Origin of the sequence: Alkalimonas collagenimarina (assembly GCF_030717845.1) — a bacterium.
GTDB classification, from domain to species: Bacteria; Pseudomonadota; Gammaproteobacteria; order Enterobacterales; family Alteromonadaceae; genus Alkalimonas; species Alkalimonas collagenimarina.
In genome coordinates this window covers 46,501-61,018 of record NZ_JAUZVZ010000011.1, presented here as the reverse complement: position 1 = coordinate 61,018, position 14,518 = coordinate 46,501, and the positions used below count along the sequence as shown (strand labels likewise).

The window sequence follows — 14,518 nt, the reverse complement described above, 5'->3', positions numbered from 1 at the left end:
TGAACCTCGCTATAACAAGGGCGCAATCATGCGCCCCTACGGTGGGTTGGATGTATATCCATCGGCCGGATTAAATGCATACGCCATCACGGCGATAAATGATTTCTGAAATACATTGAATTAGATATAAGAAAAGAAGTGGCGTCCCCTAGGGGATTCGAACCCCTGTTACCGCCGTGAAAGGGCGGTGTCCTAGGCCTCTAGACGAAGGGGACTAAGTACTGATGCTGGTTTGGAAGTGGCGTCCCCTAGGGGATTCGAACCCCTGTTACCGCCGTGAAAGGGCGGTGTCCTAGGCCTCTAGACGAAGGGGACGCATTACCAAACAGTAGCACATTGTGACAGATTAATTGGCGTCCCCTAGGGGATTCGAACCCCTGTTACCGCCGTGAAAGGGCGGTGTCCTAGGCCTCTAGACGAAGGGGACGCACGAAAAAATCTTTGGTGGAGCTAAGCGGGATCGAACCGCTGACCTCTTGCATGCCATGCAAGCGCTCTCCCAGCTGAGCTATAGCCCCACACCCGCATTCAGTATAACTGGATTATTGCTGAACACGGGGCGCATTCTAGGGTGCCACCTCCCAGCTGTCAACAATTTTTTCAGCACCTTGTTTTGTTCGAATATTTTTTAAACGTGACGTTGAATTTACCAACAATTATCCACTCAATATAGCCAGGTAACGAAGTTTCCGCCGTCGGTAAAAAGTGATAAGATACAAACTTGGTATCGACCACTTTCGTATGCTTAGCATTTCAAAAGGACAGGATTATGTACGAAAAGTATTACGGGTTTAAGGAACGCCCTTTTCAGCTCACACCAAACCCAAACTGGTTTTTTGCCAGCAAATTACATAAACGAGCTCTCGCCTATTTGCAGTATGGTTTAAGCCAGGGAGAAGGTTTCATCGTCATCACTGGCGATGTAGGTACCGGCAAAACCACCATTGCCAATCAGCTGCTAAGCCAACTAAATCAAGATGAAATCATTGCCAAACAAATCGTCACATCCAAGCTTTCTCCTGACGATCTGATCCGCATGATTGCCTCAGCATTTAATTTAGTGGTTGCCGAACAAAACAAAGCAGCCTACTTAGACGCGATAGGCAGCTTCCTGAAGCGCCTGAACTCCCAGCATCGTCGTGCCCTGCTATTGGTCGATGAAGCGCAGAACTTGCCGCTGGAGTCGATTGAAGAGCTTCGTATGCTGTCGAACTTTATGGCTGATGGCAAACCGTTACTGCAAAGTTTTCTACTTGGCCAGAATGAGCTTAATGCGGTGATTCAAGCACCGGATATGGAGCAGTTCCGCCAGCGTATTATTGCCTCAAGCAATTTAACACCTTTGCAAGCTGAAGATACCCAAGCCTATGTTGAGTACCGTATTCGTCAGGCTGGTGCGCCAGAAGCATTACTGGCAGACGATTGCTACCAACGCATCCATGCCTTCAGCCGTGGTATCCCACGGAAAATAAATACTTTGATGGATCGGGTGTTTTTGTACGGCTATCTGGAAGAAAAGCCCTTTCTGCAAGCAGAAGACGTTCAGGCTGTAATTGATGAAATCATGGATGAAGTAGCTAACCTGCAGCCGATACAAAGCAAGTCAGAGCCATTAGCACAAAATCAGGCTGACAATACATCCGACAGAGCAGCTTCGGAACAAGGCTCATCAAGCAGCTTATTGTCCGACCTTAGCCAATTACTCGACAACTCGCTGGAAACCAAACTTCGCCTGGCTAAAGAGCTAGACCAATTGATCCAGAAGCAACAAAACTCTTTGCAAAAGAACAACAAAGAAGATTAGATGTGATAAGTGCAGGCTGGTGATAGCTGACAGGTCAGTGAAGTCGGCATGAGCAACGAATGGCTCAGGCCGACAATACACGACGCACTAAAAACGATATTGATAACCGATCGACAACCGATTTTCCCGATATTCAAAGTCTGCATTACTCGAATTACGTCGGCTATGGCGCGCAGTAATGCTTAACTCTGAAAACGAAGACAGCTCACGGCTCCAGCCAAGCTCGTACAGCCAACTGCGATCCTCACGACCAGTATTACCAAAAGTGTAATCAAAGGCACGGATATTCATGCGTACCCGGCTCACAGGCGTTAAGCGCACTGAGTTCTCTAAGCTAGCCGTATGACGACGATCGACCCGATCCGTTTCTACATAGCGCAGCTCACTGCTGGACAATTGCAAACTGCTGGTCAGACGGTTGCGCTGATAACCTAACGCAAAGCTCCCCTGACGATTCAGGATCACATCTTCACGAATACCAGTTTCAATATCGAAAAATTGTTGTACTTGTTCACCAGGTGACAATTGATAATCACTACCGGGCAAGGTCACACAATCACCAATATCCGAAGAGCCATCCGGGCAGACGAACAAGCCCAAATCGACCAATTCAGCTTCCAGGAAACTGCGCGTATTAATTTGATCAACATACGAAAGCCGCATACTCAGGAAGCGCAAGTTATACTGGCCTGACAATTGTGCCGTGCGTCCAAAATAACGCTTATCCCAAGAGCCAGAAAGAGAGGTGCGGCGAGAAGGCGCCAGCAAAAAATCAGCAGCCACAAAGTTGGATTGCTCGCTGTCACTCAGTACCGTGTTGTAAGTGACATTAAAACGCGACGCCTGACCAAAATGCCATTCGACACCAGCACCAGCCGAGCTAAACTCATTGGTAAAACTAGAGTTTTGAATGCTATTGTTTTCGTAGTTGCCTTTGGTAATCAAAGCAAGCCGGGCAAACAAAGGAAAGCCAATTTGCAATTGGGCATTATCGCGGATCAGCTTATCACGCCCCTCGCGCTCTGTTCGGGCAGAGTTAGCTGCTCCTCGCCAATAGACGCCACCATACTGATGGGCACGGCTGGTATTAAATGAAGCCCTAAGTTCCTCGTTATCAATATCACCCAATAAATCATCCTGTTCGGGCCGCTTCGACTCAATTTTTCGGGCAGATAGATTAAGCGAGTACTGGGCTTCTCGATGGCGGGCATTGCTAAGCAACAAATTGGTGCCATAGCGCTCGGTTCGGCTTAAACCTTCAATATTGGTAATTTTATCGCGGAACACGGCACTGCCTTGACCACCGCCTCGGACAATATGGCTACGAGATGCATCCATTGTCCAAATGACCCGGCGATCAAAGCCTGTCAGTTGATTGTTAAACGTATATTCGTTTAACGAAAAAGGACTGCGCTGTGAATCTTTATACCAAACGCGTTGATGGTTGACATCAAAACGAGTGTTAAGTCGCGGCCCCTGATAACGCCAAGCCAAAGAGGGTACCACATCCAATGCGGCACCTTTATCGGTCCCATCAAACTGTGGACCTTTTAATTGATAGGCATGACTGGTTACTTCAATGGCTGGAGTAAAAGTCTGCCCTTGCGCCATAGCCAATGAAGAAGCCCATAACGCCTGAATAATAGACGCAGTGAGTACACTGCGTCTGATAAAACGGCGGCGGGTGTTAATTGGTGCCACTGTAGTAATAGCCATATCCTTTGCCTTGATTTCGATGCGCTTTATTAATCACAAAGCCGACCGCAAGATCTTCAGGCAATAACGCCACTGCCTGATCAATTTCAGCTAATTTGGATTCGTTCTCTTCCACCACGACCACAGCTTGGCCACACATCGCCGCTAAAACTGCAGTTTCGTTCACACCCAGCAAGGGCGGAGCATCAAAAATAACCACCCGATCCGGGTAGCGAGTGGCAAATTCCGTCGCCAGTTTCAGCATTTTTTCGCTGGCCAGCAGCTCAGTGGATAAATGATGGGGCCGCCCCGCAGCAATCAACTTAAGCCGATCGACATTGGTACTCAGCAACACGTCTTCGACATCCAAATCATCCGATGATAAATAATCGGTGAGGCCATTTTCAACGCTAAAGTCCAGCGTTTTTGAGACCATAGGACGTAACACATCGGCATCAACCAGCAGCACCGTTTTGTCTTTTTCCAGAGCCATGCTCAACGCCAGATTAATGGCATTAAAGGTTTTGCCTTCACCCGGGCGTGAGCTACTCACCATAATTAAGTTTGGGTGCTTCAGGGTATGGCTCAAGCCACCAAAGGCATTATTAAGTAGCTTACGCTTAATCACCCGAAACTCTTCGTTGATCACCCGGCGCTCTGGGGTGAGTGAAACAAAGTTCATCAGCTCCAGCCGCTCTAAATCAAGCTGAACTGTCGCTTTGCTCAAATAATCTTTTTGTGTGCTGGCTTTAGCCGCTGCATCTGCACGGGCAGCCTTGCGCTCAATGGTCGTTGCATCTTGAGCTGTAGGCATATCGCCAGACTCAGTTGAGGCTATCGATGACGCTTGTTCGGCATCCAGTTTCGATTGTTTATCGACCGCTTTTTCAATAGTACTCATTGCAAGACCCTCGACAGCATTTCAGCAGGCTTGCCTACCAAGACTTCATTACCCACCAGCCCAATGTAAGCCGTTACCAATAAACCACTAAGCAGCACAAAGTATAGAAAGTGCAGTCGTACCTGACGAATGATCGCCCCTTTATTGGTATGCGATACCACGCCAAAAACCGGATAATTTGAAATACTGCGCAGTTGCAACGAGTTCGTTAGCACCGGTGAAATCAAATTGCGTAATAGTGCCATGCCAACCCCAGCACCAACACCAATGAACAGAACCGCCGTATAGAACAAAATACGATTCGGGCCTGATGGTTGCATTGGCACCCTTGGCGGGTCAATCACCCGGAACTGCAACTCAGACTCCGATGCATTGACCCGACGCGACATATCAGCTGCTTCGCGGCGCGACAGTAAAGCCTCATAATTGGCTTTATTGATTTCATAATCACGATTTAATGCCGCATATTCCGCTTCAATTTCAGGGATCAAATGCAAACGGCTACGCAGATGCTCAATGCTGTCTTGTATCGAACCTACGCGCAATTCACGCGAAGCAATTTCACCTTCCAGCTGCGAGATTGCTGTGACCAAATTCTCATACAAGCTACTTTGCATTAAAGCACTGTTATCACCGGATGAACCCAATTGACGCAACATGTCCAGCTCATCGTCGCGTTGAGTTTCTAAACGTTCAATTAAGCGAGACACTTCCACCACATCAGGGTGATTTTCGGTGTAACGCATCAGCAAATCATCCAGCCGGGTTTTGTTTTCACTGATACGGCTGTCGAACTGGGTCGCAGGCTGACGCCCTTCACGACTCATCGAGGTTAAATTTTCCAGCTCACGCTGCAAGCCTTGTCGGCGAATATCTAACTCCTGAATTTCCAACTGCGTTTGCGCTAACAATGCTTCTTGCGTATTAATGCGCCCATAGTAGCTGGCTTCCCCCCCAGACAGAACATTCATCTGATTGCGACGAAACTCGGAACGTTTACGCTCAGCAGCAAGTAGTCGACGCTCATAATCAGCGATTTGAGTGTTTAAAAAACGTTCAGCTGATTGCTGGTCGGCCCGGCTAGTGCCCAAACGACTTTCAATAAACACATTCATCATTTCTTGCACAACACGAAGTGCAGTACGAGGGTCACTGTTATTGTAGGTTAGCGTATAGATATTGGTCGTGTTGCGGCCAGTGCCCCCAAGGTTCAATCGTAACTGACGCTCTAAGCCGTCAATGATACGTTCAAACTCAGCTGGGGTTGGTGCGTTGCGATCCAAATCAGCCTGCCGGGCCACTTTTTCCAAATTAGGTCGGGTCAGCACTGTGCGAGCCAGGGCTTGCACCTGCTGTTGTGAATTGGTAGATACCGTCAAGCCACGCAACAAAGGTTCGAGGATGGTTTGGGTATCAAAATAAACTCTTGCTTCGGCCTGATAGGTCGGTGGCATGGTATACACATAATACCAACCAATTGGGCACAATAACCAAGCGGTGATGATGATGTAACGGCGGCGGATCCATATGCCATGCAATTGGATCATTATTTGCTCAATCGCTAGATTCAGCTCCTTCATGTACTGCTCCCTGCATTGGGTGTTACGATACTATTTTGTATACGAAAGGTGTGCATACGAAAAGCCTGGATTAAAACCAGGCTTCTGGAATAATGACAATGTCACCGGGTAAAACATCTACATTGGCTCGGATATCACCATCGCGAATGAGATCATCCAAACGGACACGGTAACTGATTTGGCGGCCATCCACTGTGCGCACCAACTGGGCCCGATTGCCACTGGCAAAGTCCGTCAAGCCACCCACTTGGATCATTAAATCCAGTAAAGTCATGTATTGACGGTAACTCACAGCTTGCGGGTTGGCGGCAGCACCAATGACACGTACCTGCTCACTGAATGGTCCCACAAAGCCAGATACTGACACCGTGACAATTGGATCACGAATAAACTGACCCAACACCTGCTCCATATCGCGAGCAACCTGAGTAGGCGTTTTCCCACTAACAGAGATGTCTTCTACCAGCGAGGTAGAAATCATGCCATCGGGACGCACCAAAAATGAACCAGATAGTTCAGGGTTACGCCAGACGAAGATATTCAGGTTATCACCAGGTCCAACCAGGTACTGATAATTATCGACCGAGGTGGTCAATGAGTCCTGAACCGTTGCAGAAGGTAAGCTACTTGTACTACCACAGGCAGCAAGTAACAGCATCATAGCGGTCAACAACACACCGCGAATTCCTTGTATTCGTTGTACTATCATAGATTTGGTCCTTTTTTCCCTAACCAAGCGTTATTACTATAACGTATTTTTTTCGCCTGTGATGCATGAAATAAAAAATTTATTTCCGTTTGGCGCTGGAAATAGTATACTTATTCGGCTAGATTTTAAAGCCTGCAGTCAAACCTTGCCAGGTTCTGTTGTAATTGCAAAGGATGCACAAGGACGAAAGTTATGAACAAGGGTACCGGTTACGGAAAAAACTCACTGGCTGATCATCTGTTTGTGGTAGGTGAATTGGCTTTACTTATAGTCTCCAGTTTCATTGCCAGCTATTTATTTAGTCACTTTATTACTCCAATACCTTTTGACGTTCGTGTACTAAATGCGGTCATTTTTGCGGCTGCAGTTATGTTATCGGCTTTATCCGTTGGTTTGTACGACCAGCAACTTCGCGAAACCCGCAAAGGTATTGTTAAACGTGTGGTCATTACCTTACTGTTTAGCGCCTTCTTGCTTGAAGTCATTGTATTCAATATTTTCGCATCCATCAGTATTGGTGCCTGGTACATGCTGTGGTCGTGTGCTATTTCCGCGGCTTTAATTACCTCATTCCGGGCTTTCTTTCACTACCACGATATTACCCGTATCAGTCGCCGCCGTGTTTTAATTCTTGGTTCAGGCGAACGTGCCTCTATTATTGAGAAGCGTATGCGTCGTACCGTTGATCGTCGTAATTTTGAAATTTTAGGTTTTGTTCGTATTGATGGTGATAAGGAAGATGCACTGGATAACGACAAGATTATCGATTTAAATGTTCAGGAAGACTTGTTCCAATATGTGATGGAGCATGCCGTTGACCAATTGGTCATTGCCTGTGATGAACGTCGCAACATGCTGCCGGTTGAACACTTATTCAAATGCAAAACGCGTGGCATTGATGTGGTCGAAATTCTCGACTTCATTGAGCAGGAGACCGGTCAGATTGCCGTTAACCTTATTTATCCAAGCTGGGTGATTTACTCCGATGGGTTTGAAGCAAAAAAATGGTTTAAATCCAGCCTGGACTACCGTTTAAATGTCGTTCTAGCCATTTTTGTGATGGCACTGGCATGGCCAATTATGTTGGTCACCGCCTTACTGATTTATCTGGAAGATGGTCGTAAAACCGGTGCCTCGATATTTTATAAGCAAGTACGGGTAGGCATTGATGGTAAACCATTCCATATCATTAAATTCCGTAGCATGGGCCCTAATGCTGAAGCCAATGGCGCTCAGTGGGCAACCAAAGATGATATGCGAGTGACCCGGGTAGGTCGCATTATTCGTAAGTACCGTATTGATGAGTTGCCTCAGTTGCTGAATGTACTGCGTGGCGAGATGGGCTTTGTAGGGCCACGTCCAGAGCGGCCAGAGTTTGTCTGTGAACTGGAAAAAGATATTCCTTATTACAGCCAGCGTCATAACGTGAAACCAGGTTTAACTGGTTGGGCTCAGTTGAAGTACCCTTACGGTGCCACCACAGAAGACTCGATGGAAAAGCTAAAGTTTGATTTGTACTACATCAAGCATCGCAGTCTGTTGCTGGATTTAGTCATCTTGATCCGTACCGTAGAAATCGTCCTCTTCGGTAAAGGCCGATAATAACAATAAGCAGGGCTTTATCTTTGAAAGTATTACATATTCTGGAGTACTCACGTCCAAATATTAGTGGGTACTCCCTTCGTTCAGATGCCATCATCCGTCATCAACGTCAGTTAGGAATTGAAACGGTTCAGTTGACCAGTCAACGCTACCAGGACTTTAAAGCACTTAGTGAAGATGTCGATGGGGTGACGTACTTGCGAACCCCACAGTCTGGTTCTCTACTGCAATCTATTCCATTCCTTAACTACCTGCATCACATCAATCATCTTGCACAACGTATTGAAGCCATTGTGAAACAGGAAAAACCAGACCTTATTCAAACCCACTCGCCCATGTTTAATGCATTGGCAGCCGCGAAAGTCGGGAAAAAATACAATATTCCGGTTACGTATGAAGTGCGTGCGTTGTGGGAGGATGCTGCTGTTGATACTGGAAAAACGAAAGAAGGCAGCTTTAAGTATCGACTAATCAAGCGCGTTGAACAGATGGCTTTTGATAAAGCAGACGCTATCAGCTGTATTTGTGAAGGGTTGAGGCAGGATCTACTGAAGCGCGGTATCTCGCCAGATAAAGTATTTGTCACCCCAAATGCGGTAGATACCGCTCGATTCCAGCAACTCACCTCACCTGATAAGTCGTTGCAACAGCAACTTGGCCTGACCGGTAAAAAAGTCATTGCCTTTGTTGGTTCCTACTTTAAGTACGAAGGGCTAGCCATCGCTATCGATGCCATGACCATCATTGCTAAAAGCCGGCCTGATATTCACTTGCTATTGGTAGGCGGTGGTAATGAACAAAGCGCCTTAAAACAACAAGCCGAACAACGACAACTCACTGAGCACATCACCTTCGTTGATCGAGTGCCCTTTGAAGAAGTCAGCCGCTACTATAGCTTGGCTGATGCATTGATTTTTCCACGCCAAAGTATTCGCTTAACCGAGTTAGTCACCCCATTAAAGCCTCTGGAAGCGATGGCGCAGGGCAAAGTCGTGTTTGCATCCGATATCGGTGGTCACCGCGAACTCATCCAGCATGAGAAAACCGGCCTGCTATTTCAGCCAGATTCAGCCGAAGCGCTGGCGGAATCGGTATTGACCTACATAGACCAAGCGGACTTGTTCGCACATATCATTGACAATGGTTTAGAGTTTGTCCGGCATGAACGCAACTGGCTCACCACAGCTGGTAACTATTTGCCTGTGTACCGGAGACTGATCAGTGGCAGCTAAACAAGCATCTTTGCTGGCTATCACTAATCTATACCCACTGCCCTGGGCTCCACATCGTGCAAGTTTTAACAAACAACAGTTTGATTTGCTGGCAGAACACGTCTCACTTCGCATTATGGTATTGGTTCCCTGGCGCGAATGGCTTCAGCACAAAAAAGACTACAGCAAGAGCAGTCAGGCAACACAGCAACTCTGCTATGTCCCCTACTTTCAGTTACCCGGTTTTGGCCGCTCGTTAACCCCATGGTTTCAACGGTTTGCCATTGCACGTAGCAAAAAGTGGATTGAGCAATCACCACCCAGCCATATTATTGCGTCGTGGGCTTTCCCAGATGCTATTGCTTGTTTAATGTATGCGAAAAACAAGCCTGTTGAAGTACTGGTTAAAACCCATGGTACAGATATCAATGAACATACGCTTTATCCCAAACGCCGAAAAATTATGGCTCGCTGGCTGAAAGAAGCCAAAACTATTTTCTGCGCCAGTCAGGCTTTGGCTACGAAAGTAATCGAGCTAGGCATTCCATCCACTCAGGTGTATACCAACTACAATGGCGTCAACTCAGCTATTTTTTATCCGGAAGCACAAACAACGAGTAGCGAACGCCTGCTATTTGTCGGCAATTTACTGGAAACCAAAGGCGTGTTTGAGTTGATCGATGCATTTATAGCGATCGCTGAAACCACCCCGGCTTCATTGCACTTTGTTGGTCAGGGGCCTGCTATGGCAGAACTACAAAGAAAAGCCACCGCAGCGGGGTTATCTGAGCGCATTCACTTGCATGGTGCTTTGCCACTAACCGACGTAGCTGAACATATTCGCCAGGCAGCAGTGGTGGTATTACCGAGCTACCGGGAAGGTGTGCCCAACGTGTTGCTTGAAGCATGTGCTTGTGGTGTACCTGTAGTGGCTACTCGTGTCGGCGGGATCCCTGAAGTTGTCACCAACGAAACCGGTATTCTGGTCGATGCGAAAAACAGCAATGCACTGGCTGAAGCAATTTCAACAGCACTTGCCAAACCATGGCAAAAAAGTGCTATTGTTCAGCATGCAGCTCGTTTTAACTGGCAACAGAATATTAAGAACTTCCTGGCCCGACTTTGATGATAAAGATTTTTTGGCAAGACATTAAACAAAAACAACAATTTATGCTGGAGCAAGGCTATCAGGTTTCTACCCTGCGCGCCCTTCTTAGCGATGGTAGCAGTGCCAATTTTTTATATCGTCTTACCTCTTCACTGGTCCGCTATCGGTTATCTCCATTGGCATTTATCACGCTCTGGTTGAATAAAGTACTTAATGGCTGCGTGCTGGGCGCTGGTTGCCAATTTGGCCCCGGCTTAATCTTAATGCACCCCAATGGGGTTGTGATTAACTCGAAAGTTCGTGGTGGCATGAATGTGGTCATTGAAAGTGGTGTGGTTATTGGCGATGAAAAAGGAAAAGCCCCTGTGCTTGGTCATGGTGTATTTATCGGCGCCGGAGCAAAAATTATTGGTGGGGTCTCGGTAGGTGATCACGTCAAAATTGGTGCCAATGCGGTCGTCGTGAAAGATCTACCCGACCATGTCACTGCAGTCGGTATCCCTGCCAAAATCATCAAAACAGGGGTCGACGTCTAATGGAGGTTTTGTTCTGGTTTTCTGTCAGCGTGCTGCTGTATACCTACCTCATTTACCCGATATTGCTCAAATGCTTCGTCACGCCAAAAGTGAGCAAGCCACAACAACCAGAAAGCTGGCCATCGGTTGATGTCATTTTATCCGCTTACAATGAAGAGTCTTGTATCGCTGAGCGGTTGCACAATCTGTTGCAACAAGATTACTCAGGCCAATACCGAATTCTGGTCGCTTCCGATGGCAGCCACGACCAAACCGGCGAACTGATTGAGAGCGAAACAGATCCTCGGGTACAAGCCTACGTTTTTACCGAAAACCGCGGTAAAGTCACCGTTTTAAACGAACTGGTCGCACAATCCGATGCCGATATTCTGGTGTTTACCGATGCCAATACCTTCTTTGAAACCGATACCGTTCGACAGCTGGTCATGACATTTCATGGCAACGTTGGCGCCGTCTGCGGCGAGCTGCATCTGTACACCGATGCTGGCAATCAAAACTCCGATGGCCTCTACTGGCGTTATGAGCAGTTTTTAAAGCAAAGCGAGTCCGCATTAGGTGCGCTACTAGGGGCTAATGGTGCCGTCTACGCCATCAAGCGATCCTTGTATCAACCCTTACCTAAAAGCACCGTAGTCGATGATTTTTGCATCGTTATGAACATCAAGCGTCAAGGCTATGATGTGGTTTACAATGATGCTGCCAAGGCCAAAGAAGAAGTCGCCCCCTCACTCAAAGACGAATATGGCCGACGGGTGCGTATTGGCCTGGGCAATTACCGCGCTTTTGTACAAAACTTATGGGCCTTGTCGCCAAGCCGTGGCATTCTCAGCTGGTGTTACTGGTCCCATAAAGTGCTTCGTTGGTTTGGTCCTCATTGGCTGCTACTCGCGTTAATCGCCAATAGCGCCTTAATCATGAACCCCTTATATCAGTTTACTATGGTTGGTCAGCTGCTGTTTTATGCTATTGCCTGGTTTGGTCATCGAAAAATCTCACAGAACAAACCCATAGCATCATGGATATCAATCATCACCTTTTTTGTTTCAATGAATATGGCGCTTGGCCAAGGGTTCCTGCGCTTTTTGCAAGGTAATCAGCAAGGGGCATGGAAACGAACCGCCCGACATGGAGAGTTTAAATAATGCAATGGATACTATGGATTTTTCTTGGCTTGCTGGTGGTTGCTGCTGTGTTATTTAACGTCGTTTTGCGCAAAAAATACATGCACCTGTGGTTAGGCAGTTACCTCAAACAATTGATGGCAGCCAAGCCAAAACATGATGGCCCTAAACACATTCTGTTTTGTTTTGTTGACCACTTTGAACCGCAGTGGAAGAACAAAGATATCGATCGCGAACGCGCCCGGGTAGATCGCTGGTACACCGATTACCCAGCTATGGCAAAGCAGCATGTTGATGCCGATGGCCACCACCCAAAGCATACGTTTTTTTACCCGGAAGAAGAATACCGGCACGAGCACTTGGCGAAGCTAGCGGATCTTTCAGCACGAGGCTATGGTGAAATTGAAATTCACCTGCACCACGACAATGATACCGCTGAAAATCTTACCTTAACCCTGACTAATTTTGCCAAAGTTCTGCACGAACAGCACGGCGCCCTACCCGTTCACCCGGAAACGGGCCAGATCCAATATGCTTTCATCCATGGCAACTGGGCACTAGACAACTCATTACCTGGTGGCAAGCACTGCGGTGTCGATAATGAGTTAAAAGTATTAAAAGACACTGGCTGTTATGTCGATATGACGCTGCCCTCTGCCCCCAGCCCGGCACAAACCAGCACCATCAACTCAATTTATTACGCCACAGGCCGCGATGGCCAATGTAAATCACATGACACCGGTGTCGAAGTCGAGGTTGGCAAAGCGGCCAGCGGCGATTTGATGATACTGCAAGGCCCGTTAGGTCTGAACTTTAAATGGCGCACAAAAAGCGGCATGCCTCATATTGAAAACAGTGACGTGCGTAAAACCATGCCGCTACTGCAAACCCGAATTGATCAGTGGGTCAACAGCAATATCCATGTCAAAGGCCGGCCAGAATGGGTATTTATCAAGGTACATACTCATGGCGCTCAAGAAGGCGATATGGATACCTTACTGGGCGAGCCACGCCATTTCCTGCATGATTATCTGGAAGACAAATACAACGATGGCAACGACTATGTGCTCCACTATGTTTCTGCACGGGAGATGTATAATATTGCCAAAGCAGCTGAAGCCGGCATGAGCGGAAACCCTAATGATTTCCGTGATTACGTTTTCAAAAAACCACCCTTCAAAGTACTTGAGGGGTAACGGCTTATGCACCAACTACATAAACGGCTGTGGCGTCGGTTTTTAACATACAGTAAGTTCTACAAGCTACTTTGGTATTTCCTGCCTAAAGGGGTTTATGTTTTTAACTACCATAGGGTCGGACGTAAAGAAGATAGCATTTATGACCGTACAATTTTCTCTTGCGACGCAGAAACCTTTGATCAACAGATTGTGACCATCAAATCGCACTTTACCGTAATTAGTTGTAAAGAGTTATCGGCGATGCTCGACAAGCATGGACCAAAATTTAAAGAACGTTATGCACTGATTACTTTTGATGATGGCTATCTGGATAACTATACAGAAGCATTTCCAGTGTTAAAAAAGCATCAGGTGTCGGCTGTTTTTTTTCTACCCGTCAATTTTATTGGCGCTGATGTGATCCCCTGGTGGGATCAAATGGCTCATACCTTGCGGCAGCACATAGGGCAAAACATCCGTTTCCCAGGCGAGCATGGTGAGATTTTTCTTGATCCTGCTAACCCAGATAGGACTATTCACTATTACATTCATAAAGCAAAACGCCTGCCCGATTATTCAGCTGCTGATGTTTTGCATTTTTTATTAGAAAACTATCCACTTCCTGCTGAGCAAACTCCTGAGGCAGGATCAATTTTTATGGATTGGCAGCAAGCAAAAGACATGCTAAATCAAGGAATGGAAATAGGCTCGCATACCATCCACCACCCTATTCTTTCTGAAGTCGATGAAACGACGCAGCGTCTTGAAATCACTGATTCCAAAAAACTGTTAGAGCAAAAGCTGGAAACTGAAATCATTGCGCTGGCTTACCCAACTGGCCGTAAAAACTGCTACAACCAATTATCGGTGCAACTTGCTCAAGAAGCTGGCTATCAATTGGCGTTTAGTAACGAGCCTGGTATCAATACCTCAAATAACATCCTTTTGTATGAAATAACTCGCTTTTCGGTCAGTCAGGATGATATCAAAGCGTCCGTTTTATGCCAGGGATAGTGATTCCATAGCATGTCACAGCCAAGTAGTACCTTTTGGTTTATGCCAGTTGTGAGTGA

General features: G+C 46.9%; 12 protein-coding genes and 4 tRNA genes. 8 read left to right on the top strand and 8 right to left on the bottom strand.

What is annotated here, in order from left to right:
* Nucleotides 1-139: 139 nt before the first annotated feature.
* From Q3O60_RS09340 to Q3O60_RS09325, 4 genes are all read right to left on the bottom strand, one after another.
* Nucleotides 140-215 (bottom strand) — tRNA-Glu (locus Q3O60_RS09340).
* 24 nt (nt 216-239) lie between these two features.
* Nucleotides 240-315, bottom strand: a tRNA-Glu gene (locus Q3O60_RS09335).
* A 36-nt stretch (nt 316-351) separates the two neighbouring features.
* A tRNA-Glu gene (locus Q3O60_RS09330) sits at nt 352-427 on the bottom strand.
* Nucleotides 428-442: 15 nt separating this feature from the next.
* Nucleotides 443-518 (bottom strand) — tRNA-Ala (locus Q3O60_RS09325).
* A 251-nt stretch (nt 519-769) separates the two neighbouring features.
* On the opposite strand from Q3O60_RS09325, the gene Q3O60_RS09320 reads away from it, so the two are divergent.
* Nucleotides 770-1,804, top strand: coding sequence for an XrtA/PEP-CTERM system-associated ATPase (locus Q3O60_RS09320; protein ID WP_305893654.1), 1,035 nt, complete (start codon nt 770-772; stop codon nt 1,802-1,804).
* Between the two features lie 87 nt (nt 1,805-1,891).
* On the opposite strand, the gene Q3O60_RS09315 is transcribed toward Q3O60_RS09320, so the two are convergent.
* The 4 genes from Q3O60_RS09315 to Q3O60_RS09300 form a co-directional block, all read right to left on the bottom strand.
* Nucleotides 1,892-3,520, bottom strand: coding sequence for a TIGR03016 family PEP-CTERM system-associated outer membrane protein (locus Q3O60_RS09315; RefSeq protein ID WP_305893653.1), 1,629 nt, complete (start codon nt 3,518-3,520; stop codon nt 1,892-1,894).
* Complete coding sequence (locus tag Q3O60_RS09310) at nt 3,492-4,400, bottom strand: XrtA-associated tyrosine autokinase (RefSeq protein ID WP_305893652.1); 909 nt, start codon at nt 4,398-4,400, stop codon at nt 3,492-3,494. Before Q3O60_RS09310 ends, Q3O60_RS09315 begins: the two co-directional genes overlap by 29 nt.
* Entirely contained in the window at nt 4,397-5,980 is a 1,584-nt protein-coding gene (locus Q3O60_RS09305; RefSeq protein ID WP_305893651.1) for an XrtA system polysaccharide chain length determinant, read from the bottom strand. The genes Q3O60_RS09310 and Q3O60_RS09305 overlap by 4 nt, the downstream gene beginning before the upstream one ends.
* Nucleotides 5,981-6,050: 70 nt before the next feature.
* Nucleotides 6,051-6,641 (bottom strand): XrtA/PEP-CTERM system exopolysaccharide export protein, encoded by a 591-nt coding sequence (locus Q3O60_RS09300; protein WP_305893719.1) that lies wholly within the window; start codon nt 6,639-6,641, stop codon nt 6,051-6,053.
* Between the two features lie 240 nt (nt 6,642-6,881).
* On the opposite strand from Q3O60_RS09300, the gene Q3O60_RS09295 reads away from it, so the two are divergent.
* The 7 genes from Q3O60_RS09295 to Q3O60_RS09265 are packed head-to-tail and all read left to right on the top strand — an operon-like array spanning nt 6,882 to nt 14,459.
* Entirely contained in the window at nt 6,882-8,291 is a 1,410-nt protein-coding gene (locus Q3O60_RS09295) for a TIGR03013 family XrtA/PEP-CTERM system glycosyltransferase (protein WP_305893650.1), read from the top strand.
* 23 nt (nt 8,292-8,314) lie between these two features.
* Nucleotides 8,315-9,523: a TIGR04063 family PEP-CTERM/XrtA system glycosyltransferase gene (locus tag Q3O60_RS09290; protein WP_305893649.1), complete on the top strand. Its 1,209-nt coding sequence runs from the start codon at nt 8,315-8,317 to the stop codon at nt 9,521-9,523.
* Nucleotides 9,513-10,628 carry a glycosyltransferase gene (locus Q3O60_RS09285; protein WP_305893648.1) on the top strand — a complete coding sequence of 372 codons (1,116 nt, stop codon included), beginning with the start codon at nt 9,513-9,515 and terminating at the stop codon, nt 10,626-10,628. The genes Q3O60_RS09290 and Q3O60_RS09285 overlap by 11 nt, the downstream gene beginning before the upstream one ends.
* Nucleotides 10,628-11,146 carry a serine O-acetyltransferase gene (locus Q3O60_RS09280; protein ID WP_305893647.1) on the top strand — a complete coding sequence of 173 codons (519 nt, stop codon included), beginning with the start codon at nt 10,628-10,630 and terminating at the stop codon, nt 11,144-11,146. Before Q3O60_RS09285 ends, Q3O60_RS09280 begins: the two co-directional genes overlap by 1 nt.
* A complete protein-coding gene (locus Q3O60_RS09275; RefSeq protein WP_305893646.1) occupies nt 11,146-12,288 on the top strand; it encodes a glycosyltransferase family 2 protein in 1,143 nt (380 codons plus the stop codon). The genes Q3O60_RS09280 and Q3O60_RS09275 overlap by 1 nt, the downstream gene beginning before the upstream one ends.
* Entirely contained in the window at nt 12,288-13,463 is a 1,176-nt protein-coding gene (locus Q3O60_RS09270) for a hypothetical protein (RefSeq protein ID WP_305893645.1), read from the top strand. The genes Q3O60_RS09275 and Q3O60_RS09270 overlap by 1 nt, the downstream gene beginning before the upstream one ends.
* Nucleotides 13,464-13,469: 6 nt before the next feature.
* Nucleotides 13,470-14,459 carry a polysaccharide deacetylase family protein gene (locus Q3O60_RS09265; RefSeq protein ID WP_305893644.1) on the top strand — a complete coding sequence of 330 codons (990 nt, stop codon included), beginning with the start codon at nt 13,470-13,472 and terminating at the stop codon, nt 14,457-14,459.
* Nucleotides 14,460-14,518 lie beyond the last annotated feature (59 nt).